This window comes from Pseudomonas sp. GW821-FHT09E12 (assembly GCF_059416085.1).
In genome coordinates, this window is record NZ_JBWKOM010000007.1 from 124,952 (window position 1) to 140,650 (window position 15,699).

11 protein-coding genes are annotated in these 15,699 nt (G+C 63.1%); all 11 read right to left on the reverse strand.

Annotation, left to right across the window (positions count from 1 at the left end):
* Nucleotides 1-69 precede the first annotated feature (69 nt).
* The 11 genes from AC07PQ_RS21180 to AC07PQ_RS21230 all read right to left on the reverse strand — a co-directional run bounded on the left by AC07PQ_RS21180 (nucleotide 70) and on the right by AC07PQ_RS21230 (nucleotide 15,650).
* A complete protein-coding gene (locus AC07PQ_RS21180; protein ID WP_178082608.1) occupies nucleotides 70-243 on the reverse strand; it encodes a glutamine amidotransferase-related protein in 174 nt (57 codons plus the stop codon).
* Nucleotides 240-1,565 carry a phenylacetate--CoA ligase family protein gene (locus AC07PQ_RS21185; protein WP_101337996.1) on the reverse strand — a complete coding sequence of 442 codons (1,326 nt, stop codon included), beginning with the start codon at nucleotides 1,563-1,565 and terminating at the stop codon, nucleotides 240-242. Before AC07PQ_RS21185 ends, AC07PQ_RS21180 begins: the two co-directional genes overlap by 4 nt.
* Nucleotides 1,562-7,063, reverse strand: coding sequence for an amino acid adenylation domain-containing protein (locus AC07PQ_RS21190; protein ID WP_493186301.1), 5,502 nt, complete (start codon nucleotides 7,061-7,063; stop codon nucleotides 1,562-1,564). The genes AC07PQ_RS21185 and AC07PQ_RS21190 overlap by 4 nt, the downstream gene beginning before the upstream one ends.
* A 34-nt stretch (nucleotides 7,064-7,097) precedes the next feature.
* Nucleotides 7,098-8,216, reverse strand: coding sequence for a DNA glycosylase AlkZ-like family protein (locus AC07PQ_RS21195; RefSeq protein WP_493186300.1), 1,119 nt, complete (start codon nucleotides 8,214-8,216; stop codon nucleotides 7,098-7,100).
* Between the two features lie 31 nt (nucleotides 8,217-8,247).
* Nucleotides 8,248-8,982 carry a flavodoxin family protein gene (locus AC07PQ_RS21200; RefSeq protein ID WP_007925567.1) on the reverse strand — a complete coding sequence of 245 codons (735 nt, stop codon included), beginning with the start codon at nucleotides 8,980-8,982 and terminating at the stop codon, nucleotides 8,248-8,250.
* Between the two features lie 91 nt (nucleotides 8,983-9,073).
* Complete coding sequence (gene glyA / locus AC07PQ_RS21205; RefSeq protein WP_007925572.1) at nucleotides 9,074-10,429, reverse strand: serine hydroxymethyltransferase; 1,356 nt, start codon at nucleotides 10,427-10,429, stop codon at nucleotides 9,074-9,076.
* Nucleotides 10,426-11,427, reverse strand: a complete 1,002-nt coding sequence (locus AC07PQ_RS21210) for an alpha/beta fold hydrolase (protein ID WP_493186299.1) — start codon at nucleotides 11,425-11,427, stop codon at nucleotides 10,426-10,428. Before AC07PQ_RS21210 ends, glyA begins: the two co-directional genes overlap by 4 nt.
* Entirely contained in the window at nucleotides 11,420-12,550 is a 1,131-nt protein-coding gene (locus AC07PQ_RS21215; protein ID WP_493186298.1) for a hypothetical protein, read from the reverse strand. The genes AC07PQ_RS21210 and AC07PQ_RS21215 overlap by 8 nt, the downstream gene beginning before the upstream one ends.
* 674 nt (nucleotides 12,551-13,224) lie before the next feature.
* Nucleotides 13,225-13,794 (reverse strand): type 1 glutamine amidotransferase family protein, encoded by a 570-nt coding sequence (locus tag AC07PQ_RS21220; protein ID WP_493186297.1) that lies wholly within the window; start codon nucleotides 13,792-13,794, stop codon nucleotides 13,225-13,227.
* Nucleotides 13,795-14,701: 907 nt separating this feature from the next.
* Nucleotides 14,702-14,962, reverse strand: a complete 261-nt coding sequence (gene tnpB / locus AC07PQ_RS21225; RefSeq protein ID WP_493186296.1) for an IS66 family insertion sequence element accessory protein TnpB — start codon at nucleotides 14,960-14,962, stop codon at nucleotides 14,702-14,704.
* Between the two features lie 124 nt (nucleotides 14,963-15,086).
* On the reverse strand, nucleotides 15,087-15,650 hold the full coding sequence (locus tag AC07PQ_RS21230) for a hypothetical protein (RefSeq protein ID WP_493186295.1): 564 nt from the start codon (nucleotides 15,648-15,650) through the stop codon (nucleotides 15,087-15,089).
* Between the last annotated feature and the right edge of the window lie 49 nt (nucleotides 15,651-15,699).

Genomic DNA, 15,699 nt, shown 5'->3' on the forward strand with positions numbered 1-15,699 from the left:
TATCCAATCCTTAGATTAATGGGTGTCGACCGGCATCCGGCCGGCACCCGAGGCTTTTTTCCAGAGCGATCAGCCCATGGGGTTGACGTTGGCCAGGGCCAATGAGTTACGGATCATCTTGATCCCGTAGTCGGTGCCGATGCTCTCGGGGTGAAACGGCACGCTTTCGATCGGCCGGGTACGCTGGCGCGCCGCCCTGTTCACGCCGTCGTCCGAGCAGGCGGTGGCTGGTAACGCGCTCACAGGGCGCTCTCCCGTTGATCGCGGATACGGGCGTGCTTCCAGGAAATGTAGGCGCCGGTCTCGGTCCTCGGGTCCAGGTTCTGCTCCAACTGCAACTGGACCGAGGTGCCGAAATGGCCGGCCATCTGCTCCTGTACCTGGGCCAGCGAACGCTCGCCGATACCCGCCACCATCGACACTTCGACATGGTCGCTGCCGTCGCTGGCGGTGCAGATCCTGACCTCGTAGCCAGAGACCCACTCGGCCGCAGCCAGCACCGCCGACTCGATCAGTGCCGGCAGTACCTGGCGACCGGCCAGGGTCATCACATCGCTCACCCGGCCAAAGACCCGCAGGCAACGAGAACGATTGCCGCACCCGCATTCCTCGGCAGCGTGCAGTCGCGCCAGGTCGCCGGTGCGGTAGCGGATCAGCGGCTTGGCCCCGGGTACCAGCATCGTCAGGCACAGTTCGCCGATATCGCCTTCCATTCCGGGAACCGGAAGAATCTCCGCCAGATAGTTGGTCTCGGAGAAGTGCAGGTTGCCGTTGGCGCAGCCGGTGGCCACCGCATGGGCTTCCTGGGAGCCATACAGGCCATGGGTGCAATGGGCATTCCAGACCCGGGCGATATTGCTCAGCATCTGCGGCGTGCACAGTTCGCCCAGCACCATGATCTGGCCCACCGCGGTCTCGCGCGGGTCGATCCCCTGGCTGACATAGAGCCGGGCCAGGGCCAGGGCCACGGCGGGGGAGCAGATCAGCGAGCGCACGCCAAGGTCGTTGATCAGCTGGGCGGCCTTGACCAGGCCGACCCGAGGGCTTTCCGGCCACAGCCGCACATAGGGAATGCCCAGGTTGCGGCAGACCTCGCCATAGGTATCGCCGAACGCATACAGCTCCGACGGCCCCATGATCGCGGTAAGGGCATCGGTGGTGCCGAATGTCGACTGGTACAGGTCGGCGACGGCCTTCTGTACATAGGCACCGCTGGTGTCCACGTCGATCGCCGCCCGAGGGCAGGGGGTGGGCGCCCCCGTGGTCCCGGTCGTCTCGTAGTACACCGCGATCTGCTCGAAAGGCAGGCTGCAGACCGAGCGGCCCACGGCGCGCAGGTCTTCCTTGGTGGTGAACGGTATGCCGTCCAGCGCCGGCAACGCGCTGGGGCCACCCAGTTGCGAACGCAGGTGCCTGGCATAGAACGTCGAGCGTTCCTGGACATACTGCAAGACTTCCCGGGCCCGCAGTTGCCCCTTGGCCTCCAGTTCCTGTGGCGTGGTGCGTCCATCCAGGTAGGCGTCCACATCCTCCAGCCATTGCCGGTGCAGGTTGTCCTTGATCATGGCTGGTTCCCCGCGTCCAGGCTGTTGGCGAACTCACTGATGGTCTCGGTGAGCATGAGATTCTCCAGGGGTACGCTGATGGACAGCTGGGACTCGAGTTCGATCTTGATCTTCATCGCCGACAGCGAGTCGCCGCCCAGGTCGAAGAAGTTGTCCTCGGGCAATACCACCGGCTCCTCAAGATGGCTGGCGATGACCCGGATAACGGTGCGCAGGATGGTTTGCGGAGTCTTGCTGGTGGAGTCTTTCATGTCATTCCTCAGGGTTTCACGCAGGGCCAGTACATCCACCTTGCCGTTCTTCGACAGGGGTAATTGGGGCAACGGCTGGACAGTTTTCGGCACCATGTAGGCAGGCAGGCGCAGGGTCAGGGCCTGGGTGATTGCAGGAGCCAGTCCGGGCTCGCCGACATAGACCAGGGCGATCTGCTTGGGATGCCCGTCGGGACCGGGCAGGGCTACGGCACAGGCCCGCGAGACACCGGGGCAGGACTCGGCCACGCTCTCGATCTCGCCCAGCTCGATGCGCAGGCCATTGAGCTTGATCTGGTTGTCGAGACGTCCCAGGATCTCGATTTCGCCGTTGGGCAGGTAGCGCCCGAGGTCGCCGGTGCGGTACATCCGCTGGCCGCTGCGCGGGTGCTGGACAAAGGCCTTGCCGGTCAGCTCCGGCTGGCCGATGTAGCCACAGGCCAGGGACACATCGCTTTGCACCAGCATTTCCCCGGGCACCCAATCCGGGCAATCGGTCCAGTCGCCTGCCACGATGTGATAGGCCGAGTTGCGCATCGGCGCGCCATAGATCACCGAACGCACCATTTGGCCTTCTTGCTCGTCGATCTCGTGCAGCACCGACCAGTTGGTGGTCTCGGTGGGGCCTCCGCAGGAGTACAGCCGTGCCTTCGGGTACAGCGCCCTGGCTCGCGGCAGCAATGGCAGAGGGATCCAGTCGCCGGCCATGACGATATTGGCCAGCGATTCCACCGCGCAGAAGCTGCGCGCGTTTTCCGCGACACTGCACAGCAAGTCCATGATGGCCGGCACGCAGGCCCAGAAGGTCACGCCGTGGCGCCGCTGCAGGCGCAGCCAGGTATCGGGGTCCGGGCCCGCGGCCTGGGCAGGAACCACCACCGAGCCGCCGTGCAGCAGGGGGCCGAAGATATCGAAGACCGACATGTCGAAGTGCAGGGCGGCAGTGGCCAGGTGGCGGGTGGAGGCATCCAGGCCGAAGCGCTCGACGACGTCATAGACGTGGTTGACCACCGCGGCCTGTGGAATCTCGACCCCCTTGGGGTTGCCGGTGGAGCCGGAGGTGAAGATCACGTAGGGCGAGTAGTCCGCGGGCAGGGGGGCCAGGACCAGGTCCGTGTGCTGCCCGGCCCAGGCACGCAGGTCCTCGTCCGTCAGCACGAGCCGCTGTGCCTGCTCCGGCAACCGGGTATCGGCACCGGCGATAACCGTGCGCACCCCGGCCTGGGACAGCACCGAGCGGATGCGCTCGGGCGGCAGGTCGATATCCACCGGCACATAGCCGACACCGGCCAGCAGGCAGCCGTAGACCGCCGCATAGTGGCCGCTGCCCTTGGGCAGCACGATCCCGACAAAGCGTTCGCCGGGGTTGCGGGCTTGCTGGATCATCTGGCCGATCCGTGCCGCGGCCCGGCCGATTTCGCCCCAGCTGTAGCTGCCCCGTGGATCGAGGACGGCGGTTTCCCCGGCGCGTTCGGCGATCCGTGCCAGCAGCAGGTCACGCAGGTGAACCTCCGGTACCGGCGCCTGGGTCGCGTTTACCGCCTGGCGTACTTCGATCTGCGCGGCAGGTCGCAGGTCGAGCCAGGTGCGTTGCCAGACCTCGCTGTCGTCGGCCAGTTGCTGCAGCAGAGTGCGGAATGCGCCGAACATCGCTTCCACCACGTCAGGGCGAATGACCCCGGACAGGTAGTCCCATTTGAAGTACAAGGTGCCCTCGGACTCGCGCAGTTGCACATCCAGGGTGACTTGCGGCGTTTGCGAGACGCCGTAGACCTCTTGCCCAAGACGCGCCGCGTCATGGCGGCCCGGGTGCCCGAGCAGGCTGGTGAGGACGATCGGCATCAGCGGCGCACCGCCACTGCGACGGGCCCGGGCCAGCTCGCGCAGCACCTCGACACCGTTGAACAGCCGATGGTCCAGTGCCTGCCAGATGGCGCCTTGCAACTTCTGGCCGCGAGCCTCGAGGGTATCGGCGGCCGCTGTTTCGTAAGGCACCAGCAGGGTATTGGTAAAGTCGCCGACGACCTGGTCGATATCGGCACTGACGGGCATCCGGTCCGAGACCGGGAAGTTCAGGGTGAAGCGGTCTTCTTCGCTCCAGCAGCGCAGCACTTCGCACAAGGCCAGCGCGACCGCCCCGGATGGCGAGATATTGCGCGCCTGGGCCTGGGCCTGGAGTCGCTCCCAGGCCGTGACGGCGAGGCTGCCCTCGTATCGCTCGAAGCGCGACGGGCCGCTGAACTCCCCGGGCTCCAGCTGCGGCAAGCGCGGCGCCGCCGGCAGATGGTTGATCTTGTCCAGCCAGTATTCGCGGTCGGCCTGGTACTGGGCGCTCTTGAGCACCTTTTGCCGATAGGCGACGTAGTCATGGAAGCTGGTCTGGAGCACGGGCAGCTGTGGGTCATCTTCCAGGTAGAGATCGATCAGGTCGGGGATGATCACCTGGAAGATCGACCAGGCATCGGCGATCAGCATGTCGATGCACAGATGCACACGGCTGGTGCCGGCGCTGATGCGGCTGATGCGGAACTGGAACAGTGGCCATTGCGTGGTGCCGATTTCTTCGTTGGCCATGCGTTCGCGGACCTGGTCGATCTCCCGGTCGATCTGCGCCGCATCCAGGTCGCTGAGATCGACGTACTCCACCGCCTGGGTACCGTCGACATCGCCGATGCTCTGGCGTCCGCTGGCATCGATGGTCATGCGCAGCATCGGATGGCGCTCGACCAGCAGCCCCACGGCACGGGTGAAGCGCTCGCGATCCAGGGCCTGCACTTCCCATTCGAAATAGCCCTGGCAGCCGACGCCGCCGTAGTCGTAGAACGAGCCACGACCGATCCACAGTGCCTGCTGGCTTTCGTTGAGTTCGAACGGCAGCCGTTGCTGCTGCGCCGGCAAGTGCTCGAACGTCGGCAACTGGGTATTGCGCGAGGCATTGGCCAGGCGCACCAGGTTCGCCAGTACCGGCTCCTCGAGGAACGCGCCCATTTGCACATGGATGCCGTGCTTGCAGGCCAGCTCGCCGACCATGCGCAAGGCGCGCAGGGAATCGCCGCCGGCGTCGAAGAAACTCGACTCCAGCGTCGCCTCTTCACACAGCGTCCAGGCCAGCCAGCAATCACGTACCGCGTGGTCTGCCCGGGTCACCGGGGCAAAGACGGTCTGGTCCGCATCGCGCTCGATGGGGCCGACCTGCAGCGCGTTGTAGTCCACCTTGCCGTTGCGCCCCAGGGGCAGGGTGCCGGTCACGATCTGGCCGGGCTGAGCGGCCGGGTGCAGGCGCGAGGCCAAATGCTTGCGGACCTTGGCCATCACCTCTGCGGCGTCCGGAGCCAGCTCCAGGAACAATGCCAGGGTCGCGCCCAGGTCGTTGCTCAAGCAGGTGGCCGCCGCCTTCACCACGCCCGGTACCTGCAGCGCGGTGATCTCCAGTTCAGTCAGGTCGACCCGATGTCCGCGGATCTTTACCACCGAATCGGTCCGCCCGAAGATTTCCACGGTGCCATCGGCGGCCATGCGCGCCCGATCGCCGGTGCTGTATTGCAATGGCGACGTGGCGTCCAGGGTGTTGCCACGAAACGCCTTCTTGGTGTCCTCGGGGTTCACGTAGCCCACCGACAGCGTTTCGCCGGTGATGATCAGCTCTCCGACACAACGGGCCGCAAGCGGCTGGCCATGGCGGTCGACCACGTACATCCGGGCGCCGGGTATCGCCCGTCCGACCGAGGGCAGCAAGGTGCGGCGCGGTGCGCACAGGTCCTCGATGGACACCACCGCGGCCTCCGCGGAGCCATAGACATTGATCACCCGGTAGCCGAGATCGGCCGGCGGCCATTGCTTGCAGCGCTCACCGGCGATCAGCATGGTGCGCAGGCCGGTCCGGGTCCCGGTGGCCCACAGCGCTTCGGCGATGGACGTCATGGCCAGCGTATGGTTCATGTCGCCTTCGAGCAGCCAGCGGGCCAGCAGGTTGACGTCCTGCAGTACCTGCGGGGCAGGGATGCACACCGTGCCGCCGGCGCACAGGACCGGCAGCGGGTCGACCTCGACCATCCCGTAGCCGGGCGACGACAGCCATGAGCCGCGGCTATGCTCGCCCAGCCCGGCCTGATCGATAATGGCGTCCAGGGTCGCGGCCATTCCCCGATAGGACAGGCATACGGCCTTGGGCCGTCCGGTACTGCCGGAAGTGCCGGCGATAAAGCACGCCTCGTTGGTGGTTTCGACCCACTTGCCGTGTTCCCAGTCGACGTGGGCAGGGCGTATCTGCACCTTGTCGATATCCAGCAGCGGGCAGCTCGCCCAGTCTCGCGCTCGCTCGGTGGTGCTGCCTGCGGTCAACACCGCATGGGGACTGCACTCTTCGATAAAGGCCCGGATGCGCTCATCGGGATGCGCCGGGTCGATCAGCACGCAGGTGCCGCCCATGCGTTGCACGGCGATGATCGAGGCCAGGTGTTGCCAGCCGCGCTCCAGGAACAGCGCCAGGCGCGGGCTCGAGCGCCGGGAAGTGACGCGTTCGCGTATGTGCTGGACCAAGGCCTCGGAGGCATCCCAGAGTTCGGCGTAGGTCAGGGTGCGGTCGCTGTTGTCATCCACGATCGCCACGGCCGATGGCTTGCTCTGTACATGCCGGTAGATGCGCTCCACCAGGAACGGGCGCTGGCCGGTTTCGGCCGGGGCAGGGCAGGCGGGCTGGATAGAAGAAGCCGGAAGGGCCTTGGGATCCAGTACCCGGGCGCAAGCGAAGGCCACCAGTTCAAGCAGTTCCAGACGTACGGCCCGGGTCATGCGATCGCTGCGTACCGACAGTTGGCAACGGCCGTCCTGCACCAGTAGCCAGACCGGCGATTGCGCCGCGGGCAGGTTGTTGCCATCGCTGATCTCGATATCGGCACGCAATGGCGTGTCGCCAGGGGGCGCTTCGGCACTATCGCGCAACTGCGCGATATAGCCCCGAGCGTCTTGCGCAAGGTTCAACGCCGTGCAATCGACGCCGAGCTGCGACGGCTTGCCGCCGTCATGGATGCCCAGGGTCACCCGGCCTTCCGGGCTGAGCAGGGAGCCCAGGACCGCGGCGACCGTAATCAGGTCATTGATGCTGGCCGTCAGGCCAGGGGGCAGGGCAATCTCCTCCTGCTCCCGTGCGCTGTCGGCCGATTGCCCGGCCGCCGGGCACGCGAACGCGTCCCACAGGCTGCGCTCGGTGCCTGGCAGCGATTGTGGCTCGGCGGGTACTGATGTCATGTCGTCCCTCATCTTGTTCATGCCTTCCCTGTTGTCACGCTGTGGTTTTGTTCTCGATCTGGTGAATGGCCTCGATCTGCTCCGCCAGCACCGAGGCAGCCTGAAGCACGGCTTCACGCTCCTGGTCGGCGAGTGTCGAGGCATCGACTGCGATGAAGCGTTTGCTGCCCTTGGCCGCGGTATTCCAGGTGGCGACAGCCCGGCCGCCGATGAGCACCACCGGCCGCCCGTTACCGGCCGCGTCGTAGCCGCCGACCCGTTCCAGCTCAAGGCAGTCGCGCTGCCTCGAGCCAGGCGCATAGCCCATGACCAGGGGATCCCAGGCCGGCAGGAAACGGATCTGCGCCGTTGCGGGGGCCTTGGCGCGGTCGAGGAACTGCTCAAGGCGCGCCAGCCCGGCCGGGCTGTGCCACATATGGTTTCCGACCTGGCGGGCTGCGCAGGCTTGAAGCAGCGTGCGCGCGGTTTCCTTGGAAACCCCGAGCCACCAGGCCAGGTCGTCGACCGTGACCGGTCCGTAGTGTTCGACGTAGCGCCCGGCGATATCGCGCAGTAGCAGGTCGCGGTCCAGTGGCACGCCGTCACCGGGTAGCAGGCCATCGGGTGCAGCCGAGTACAGCCAGCGGTTGGACCATTGATTGGCCGCCGGTATACGGACCAAGGCGCCGTCATAGGCGGCAACCGAGGTCAACGCACGCGCCTGGGGCGCCGGCAGGTCGAGGGCGCTGCCGATGTCCTGCAGGCGCACCGAGACGCCACTGCTGAAGGCGACCAGCGTCGGCAGCAGTCGCCGGTAATCGTCCAGGCCAAGCCCTACGTCCCGTAAGCGCCATTCGTGGTTGGCCAGGGGCAGGCGGGTGGCGGCGAAGACCTTGGCCGCCAGCTCGCCGGGAAGCAGGAACTTGGAGCGCCGCATGCCCGGGATCCGCAGCAGGTCGCTGGCGTTTTCCATGGCCAGTACGGTCTTGCGATCGAGGTTGCGATTGCGCGCCATGACCGCCAGCCAACTGGTAGGCCGGGCCGAATAGACCCCGACATAGGCCTGTGCAATCTGTGCCACGGTGGCATCCGCCAGGCGCTCGAAGTGTTCCGACACTATCCATTCCCGCAGGTGGGTGTCGGTGAGGCCATTGCAGGCAGTTCTAATGCTCATAAGGTTCTCGATAGCTGTTGGGCTGCGCAGTTCAGTCGCCGACGACATCGAAGTTGCAGCCGCGAGCGGCCTCGAGCTGGTACATGTCGGACTTGGCCGGGACGAAGAACGTGCCGTCCTTGCCCTCGCGATGGCGCTCCCCGGGTACCGAGACCGGCAGTGCCGCCTGCCCGGTGACTCGTTCGTAGTCGCGCATCAGGCGGGTCATGGAAACCATGCGATCGAGCATCCGGCGCAGCATCTCCATACCTTCCTTGTCGCCCAGTACCTCGCCTTTCTTGTCGCCCACGAGCATGGCCGGGAAGCCGTAGCCGACCATGATCATGCGGTTGAGCAAGGCGCACTGGAGCATCTGGTTGTAGACCTCCACATGGCCCATGCGCCGGCCGGTGACCATGACCCCGGCAACCTTGTTGGTGAGAGTGCGATCGTGGCGCAGGAACCCGGTCCCGACCCGCTCCAGGAATGCCGACATCAAGGGCGTGGCGCCAAAGCCATGGACGGCGCAGGCGAAGATCACGCCATCGCTGGCTTCCATGAGTTGCACGGCGCGCGCGGCGTCATCCTTCTGCGCGCAGGGCTCGTCGCGAAAATTGCAATCGCCGCAGGCCCCGCAGGGGTCGATCTTGGCGCTGGCCAGTGAAAAGACCTCGAGAATCACATCCTGCTTTTCCAGGTACTCGGCCGCCCACTCCAGCGCCTTGGCATTGTTGCCATCCAAGCGTTCCGAGCCGTTGATGGCGACATATTTGATCTTGTCCGTCATGGTGCTTCTCTCTTCTTAGAGTTTGCGTATTGGCCGGGCACGACGATCGCCGGACCGTCGTGCCATGCCTCCAGCGGTGCCGGAGACTGCTTCAGCCTGCCAGGTAGTCAGCGATCGGATACTTCACGCACAGCGCCTCGGCCTCCGCGCAGAACTGCTTGCGCAGCGCCGGGTCCAGGGTGAACTCGCTCTCGCCGAGCGGAGTCACCTGGTCCAGGATCCGGCAGAGCAGGTCGACGATCTGCCGGCATCCCTGCGGGTCGACATGGCGCTGGGCGAGGGCGCCGGTACCGATGCGCAGGCCACTGGTGACGAAGGACGAACGTGTTTCGCCGGGCACCCGGTTCTTGTTGACGATGATTCCGCAGTGCTCCAGCGCGGTCTCGGCGATAGCGCCGGTCATCGCTGCGCGCAAGCGAATCAGAATGGTGTGGTTTTCGCTGCGACCGCCCACCACCTCATAGTCCCGGGCCTGGAATTCGCTGGCCATCACATCGGCCGCGTCGCGGATGCGTTGCATCTCGGCATCGAATTCGGGGGTCATGGCGTAACCCAGCGCCGCGGCCTTGGCGGCCATCATGTTGACGGCCGGCGCGCCTTGCATCCTCGGGAACACTGCCAGTTCGAGCACCCGGGCGAAGGTCGCATCGCGGCCGGGGACTTTTTCATTGGCGTCACGGCCCGAGAGAATCAGGCCGCCGCGGGGGCCGGCAAGCTGTTTGTGGGTGCAGGTGGTGGTGACGTGCGCGGCGTCGATCGGGCTCGGATGGCGCCCGGTCGCCACCAGGCCGGCGATATGCGAGATGTCGGCCATCAGGATGGCGCCGGCTTCATCGGCGATCTGCCGGAAGCGCTCGAAGTCCACGACCCTGGAGTAGGCCGTGGCGCCGCAGATGATCAGTCGCGGCCGATGCTTGAGGGCCAGCCTGAGGACTTCGTCGTAGTCGATCAGGCCTTCCTTGGTGGTGCCATAGCCGATGGCCTTGTAGTAGGTGCCCGAGAACGTCACGGGGCTGCCATGGGTCAGGTGGCCACCGTTATCCAGGGCCATGCCCAGTAGCGTGTCGCCAGGTTCGAGCAGGGCGGCGAGCACCTGGTAGTTGGCGCTGGAGGCCGAGTGCGACTGGACACCGGCATATTGCGCACCGAACAGCTCCCGGGCGCGGTGGATCGCCAGGGACTCGACCAGGTCCACATTTTCGCAGCCAGCGTGATAGCGGCGTCCGGGAACGCCTTCGGCGGTGACATTGACCAGTGCGGAGGACGAAGCCGCCAGGGTGCGGGGCTTGACCGCGCAGCAAGAGGCGACCAGCGAGAGGGTGCGTTGCTGGCGAGCGACCTCGGCGTCCAGGATCTGCGCCAGTTCGGCGTCGTGTGCCTGAAGATCGGCCAAGCCGCGCTTGAGCAGATCGGCCTGGGTGAGAAGTGGTTGATGATTGACTGTCATGACTTGCTATCCCTTCCTTTGGTGTTGTGTGCTGCGAACGCCAGCACGGTTTCCTCGACCTCGTGCGCATGGGTACGCACGAAGTAATGCCCGCCACCGGCCAGGGTTGCGGCCTGGGTAACGTCGATGAACGTGCGCCATTGCTCCAGTACCGTTTCGGGCTCGGCGGTAGCCGGATCTTCATCGCCGAGCAGGAGCAATGCCGGTACGCCGTGCGCCGGGTGCTGCGCCAGGTAGCGATAGGCCTCGCAGGCGATCAGATGGTCTCTGCGGCCGCGGGCCAGCATGCTCTCGACCTGGCTGTCGAGCAGTCCGGTGAAGGCGCCCAGGGAACGCAGGTAGTCGGTCCAGGTCTGGTCCGCCGTGGTTTCGGCGGCGCGAATTGCGGCATCGGCATCCAGCACCGGGCGCGAGGCTGCAACCACCAGTGACAGGCTCTCGTGCCTGTCGGCCATGCTCGAGGCAATGCACGCCGCGGTGGCCGCGCCGGCGCAGTGGCCGTAGATCACCAGGCGGGCGGCGCCGATCTCTTCGATCTCGGTGGCAAGGGTGTCGAGCAGGGCATGGAAGTCCAAAGCGTCCTCGACCTTGAAGTCACCGAAATCCACGCCGAAAACCTGCACATCCTGCGTGCCTTGAAACAGGCCGCGGTAGGCCGTGGCGTCTCCGCCACCGAAAGGCACTGCAACCACCGCGGTCGAACCCGCGGCGGCTTGCGCATCGCCAAAACAGACCAGGCGCACGGCTTGTCGAGTGGCTTCGCAGAGGATGCGCCGGGCCAGGTCAACGGCCGTCGGGTGCTCGAAAAGCGTCACGATGGGCAGGTTGCAGGACAAGCGCGACATCACCCGAATAGCGTCGAAGGAGTCGCCGCCGAGATTGAAGAAATTGTCTGCATGGCCGACATGCGACAGCTTGAGCACCTCGGCAAACGTGGCAGCGACGCGAGCCACTTCATCGGCCAGGGCTTGTTCATCGAACTGGATATTTTCAGTCATTCCATTCACTCCTATCCATAAGTACATCAGCGAGTTCATTGAGCAGGTGGGTGGCGGCACTGGCGTCGCAAAACGGCCCCTCGATCTCCAGGAGCAGTTGCGAAGCGCCTGTGCGGCGTATTTCGATTCCCACCGGAAACGTCGCGCTCATCACCTGCGAGGCCGGGATCCCGCGCCTGCCCGCGCCGTTGATGAACAGCTCGGACGCCCGGCAGCAGGCCAGCGCCTGGCGCGCCATGGGACAGCGACGAGCACGTGCCTCAAGGCTGGTTTTCCCGGGCAGCAGTTGTTCTCCAGGGGCTGCGAAGGAGAGCGGCACAAGGCCCGTCATCATGCCGATGGCATCCAGCTGGTGAGCCGGGCGCCAGTCATGGGAGGAACACAGGGTGTCGCCCTCAGCGATGACGTCGGCCCGCCGCAGGCAGGCCAGGAGTGTTGCCAAGGGCGGCTTGCCGACATTGATCGTGGCGATGTCCAGGCTGCGTTGCAGACTCACTCGCTGCCCTTGGGCATTGAAGGCCAGGCGTCCGGTTTGCCGCAGGCGCACAGGCGTCATCGGTTGCGCAACGGGTGCGCGCGGCCCGTCCTCATCGTGCCCGTGCAGGGCTTGCGCCTGGACATAATCGTCATAGCACTCACGCCCTCGACGCATGTGCGCCAGGGCTGAACCGACGTCAGCGGATTGCGCTGCTTGCAGCCGCCGCGCCAGAACCTCGAGGCTATGTTCGTCGGCCAACCCATGATGGATCGAGAGGAGACAGTGCCATCCAGTGCCAGTGGCCAGGCTGCCGGCGGCAAATAGCGCAGTGCCGGATCTGACAGCCAGCTGGGCCTTGCGCAAGGCCTCGGCAGCGCTGCTGCCACGAACATCGAGCACTTCAAGATACTGGCCCAGCTCCTCGCCCCATCCAGCGATCACCAGCTGGCGCAAGAGTCCGAGATCCAGGTCGACCCCGTCCTTGAGCGGTATGACCGTGGAAACTTCCTGGACGACCCCGGTGTAGAAGCCCTGGGCGACCATGGCCCTGGCCTCGACGCTGAGCCTGGCGTCGGCAAGCGCCTGCATCATCCCCAGCCGTTCGATCGATTCCGTGGCCGGGCCTTGAGCTGTTGTTTTTGACATGTCCGATCCTCGGCGCGCAGGCATCATCCGGCGGCGATTTCGATCCATTGGAGAACGCATTTCCGGGCACCCGCAGCTCTCCCGTCCTGCGGGAAGGCCATAAGGCGCGCAGCGTTTTTTGTACGACGGCCTTAGTCGGTCATATCGTAAAAATGCGTCGGCTTTTTACTTGCTTCGAGCGGGCCGATCAGTTTCTAAGGCGCACGCAAAGGAGGGAGCCTGACGGAATGTCGGGCAGGGTTCCGAGGGGGTAGGAATCATTGCTTGCAGCATTTCGCTCATGGGCCGAGGTGCTGAAAGCGGGGGTTTCAAGGGGGGCTGGCAGGTTCCTGACAACAATATCGGCAAACAAAAACATTAAGCCATTCCTTAGCTTGGGTAGGAAAAATGTCGCCTTTTGGGCGATCTAAATAAAGCATCCTTTGATACGGCATCAGGTAATCCCTGATTTGGCCAGGGGATGGCCATGCTCGCCATAGGGGAAAACCTTAGTAGGTAATGTCGTAAGCGCAAGTAAGTTTTTTCCGATTTTTAAAAAAATTATCGGACCGCTCCAGGCTGCGGTTCAGCCGTGGAAAACATGCGGACCTGCCATCAGCAAAGCCGGAGGTGCGCCACGGCCAAGTAATAGGCCGCGGCGTCAGGGGAGGGGAGAAATAGAGGAAAGCGGGGGCTCAGCAGTGAATGTGTTCAGCCGCATGCATGGCCAGGTAGGCATCGAGCTTCTTGTCGTTCAAACCCAAGGTACTGAGAATTTGCGCCATGAAGCTGACAGGCGCGCTACCAGGAGCGGTGACCACACCCTGGTCGGCAACGGCATAAGGCACATCCTGGTAATAATCCGCTCCGCGGTAATGCACCTGCTTCAGGTTCTCGGCGGAGTTGGACGTATGCTGCACATGATCCAGCACTCCGGCCTGGGCCAGGACGCGGGTGCCGTCACAGATGCCGGCAACGACGATTTTCCTGGCGTGAGCCGCACGCACCAGCGCCTCGATTGCTGGTGCCTTGTCTGTTTTCCACACAGGGCCTCCCGTCACGATCAGCAAGTCGACATCGTCCAGCTCGATGGCTTCGATGGCCAGGTTCGGGATGATGGTCATTCCTCCGGATGAGGTCACTTGCTGGCCACCGGGGGCTGCGAAACGAGTGTCGAAGCCATAGTAGGCTCGCCCCGTGGAGTTGATGAGTGCGGGTTCCCAGTCAGAGAAACTCTCGGTGAGAATAGTGACGGCACGTACCATTTGAGTGTCCTTCTCAAGTATCCATGATGATCGGCGGCAATGATCCAGAATGCGGGTCCTGGCCGGTTGCCATCGAGTGTAGGCGCTGGCGCGTCGCTGAATGACGGGGCTGAGTATCGGCGGGATGCATCGGATTCGACAATGACAGTGGTCAAAGGGTTGTCAGGTTGAGTATTGAAATCAGCGAGGGGGGGCTTCGGTGGTGTTGCGGGCGGCATCTGTACATATATGATTTAACAAGTGGGCGATGTTTACTGTTCATGAGTGACCGAAACTTCCAATCATTGCTAGGGGTTTTGGCGGTTGTAGGGAACCTCATGTTCACAGATGTATGTTCATGAAGAACTGAAAAAGGTCAGGGGGAGGGTACGCTAACTGCTTCTGTATCGCTGGCCGCCTTCGGTAAAGATCTGGACAAGGGTGGGGCAGGGAAGGTGATCTCGGCTGATTCTCCAGTCGCTCCCGCTGAATCCAGCTCAAGTGCTACAGACCCCAAAAGTGCAGAGAAAATAACCGATTCGGATATTTTGACACGCATCCTGTTCTGATCGGAGCCATCTGTTTCGTGTATCAATCTGTTTGTATGCCAACGTACCCGCCATAAAGATGTGCTGATGCGCCGCTTCTACTTACTCCGACGCCTCGTTGAGGGTGGTTAAGTTCGACATGCAGCAGGGGTATGCGCGTGTATATCCTATTAGCCCCAAGGAAAGGATATCCAGCCTTACACGAATTTCGCAGCGAGCCCCATCGATGCCAGGGTTGCCAGCCATATCCTGAATCCCGGTGCATCGACAGCAAGATATAAAACTTATTTCAAGGACTGGTATGACACTTAAGCTATTGCCAGTTGCGCCCGTGCCTTAATAATTTCGATCAACTCGTGATGCTTGATGAGCTCCCGCTTTTATAAGATCTTCACCCGGTTACGCGACTTGTTGAGAAAGACGAATAGTACCGGGTGGAACACCACCACCTTGATATCCAACTCGACCAGGGCGGCCAGGCCGTCGATGGATTTTCGGAAATCCACGGCTGGCCTTCGGATCATTTGAAGATATGGTTTATGGAGCGCTTTCGAAAGATTCGCCTGCCGGGTATGAAGCACGAAGTGATAGTGATTGCCCATCAGGCAGTAGGCCAACACTTGGGCGTCGAAGCGCTGCATGCCCTGAGCCACGACTGCCAGCAAAGCCTCGCGGTAAGAGGGGAATGGGCAAAAGGCAAGACCTGCCCCGAATCTAGTGACCCCGATTTTTGGCGATCTTTGACCCCGATCTTTCGATGACGGCTCACTGTTTCCAATCTCTAAACCACTTGGGTGGCTTGCTGTCCAACGATTCGAACATATCTCGCCTCACAGCCCCCGTCCATCCATCGACGAGCGCTAGAGCCGCGCTCTGCCATGCTGTTTCCTCCGTGAGAGCTTCGCTAATTCTGACCGTCTTAAGCATCTCCTGATCAGTCAGCGCCGCCACCGATTGAGCCACATCACAGGTGGAAAGAAGACCTCTTGCTACTGCAAGACACAAGCTATCTGTGTCTGGGGTCAAGGATTCTAAAACACGAAGAAAAACCGAAGAGATTGTCGCCAAAATACTGTTCTCCTCTTGACAATAAAATTCGAAAACACGCGTCGCTATGGCTTTGCATTTCACTATTTCCTCGTTATTCACACTCTCGCCGCATGCATAAGCCCAACCAATGTCGATTGAGCGACGAAACTCTTCTAAATATGCCCCGTCCCAAATCTTATAAACAGGTTGCACTCTATCCCCGCACTCGCAAACCAATGCCATGCAGGTGTCTGGCCTTGCACCATGAAGGCGTACAACTAAAGAATCTATCAAGCTCATCTTATTCTCCTAACGGGTGTTTTTAGTTGAATCATTAATATCGAAGTGA

Excerpts from the sequence above, each read along its gene's own strand:
- AC07PQ_RS21220 (WP_493186297.1), bottom strand. The coding sequence starts at position 13,794 with ATGGTACGTGCCGTCACTATTCTCACCGAGAGTTTCTCTGACTGGGAA.
- AC07PQ_RS21210 (WP_493186299.1), bottom strand. The coding sequence starts at position 11,427 with ATGACTGAAAATATCCAGTTCGATGAACAAGCCCTGGCCGATGAAGTG.
- glyA (WP_007925572.1), bottom strand. The coding sequence starts at position 10,429 with ATGACAGTCAATCATCAACCACTTCTCACCCAGGCCGATCTGCTCAAG.
- AC07PQ_RS21200 (WP_007925567.1), bottom strand. The coding sequence starts at position 8,982 with ATGACGGACAAGATCAAATATGTCGCCATCAACGGCTCGGAACGCTTG.
- tnpB (WP_493186296.1), bottom strand. The coding sequence starts at position 14,962 with ATGCAGCGCTTCGACGCCCAAGTGTTGGCCTACTGCCTGATGGGCAAT.
- AC07PQ_RS21195 (WP_493186300.1), bottom strand. The coding sequence starts at position 8,216 with ATGAGCATTAGAACTGCCTGCAATGGCCTCACCGACACCCACCTGCGG.
- AC07PQ_RS21190 (WP_493186301.1), bottom strand. The coding sequence starts at position 7,063 with ATGACATCAGTACCCGCCGAGCCACAATCGCTGCCAGGCACCGAGCGC.
- AC07PQ_RS21230 (WP_493186295.1), bottom strand. The coding sequence starts at position 15,650 with ATGAGCTTGATAGATTCTTTAGTTGTACGCCTTCATGGTGCAAGGCCA.
- AC07PQ_RS21215 (WP_493186298.1), bottom strand. The coding sequence starts at position 12,550 with ATGTCAAAAACAACAGCTCAAGGCCCGGCCACGGAATCGATCGAACGG.
- AC07PQ_RS21185 (WP_101337996.1), bottom strand. The coding sequence starts at position 1,565 with ATGATCAAGGACAACCTGCACCGGCAATGGCTGGAGGATGTGGACGCC.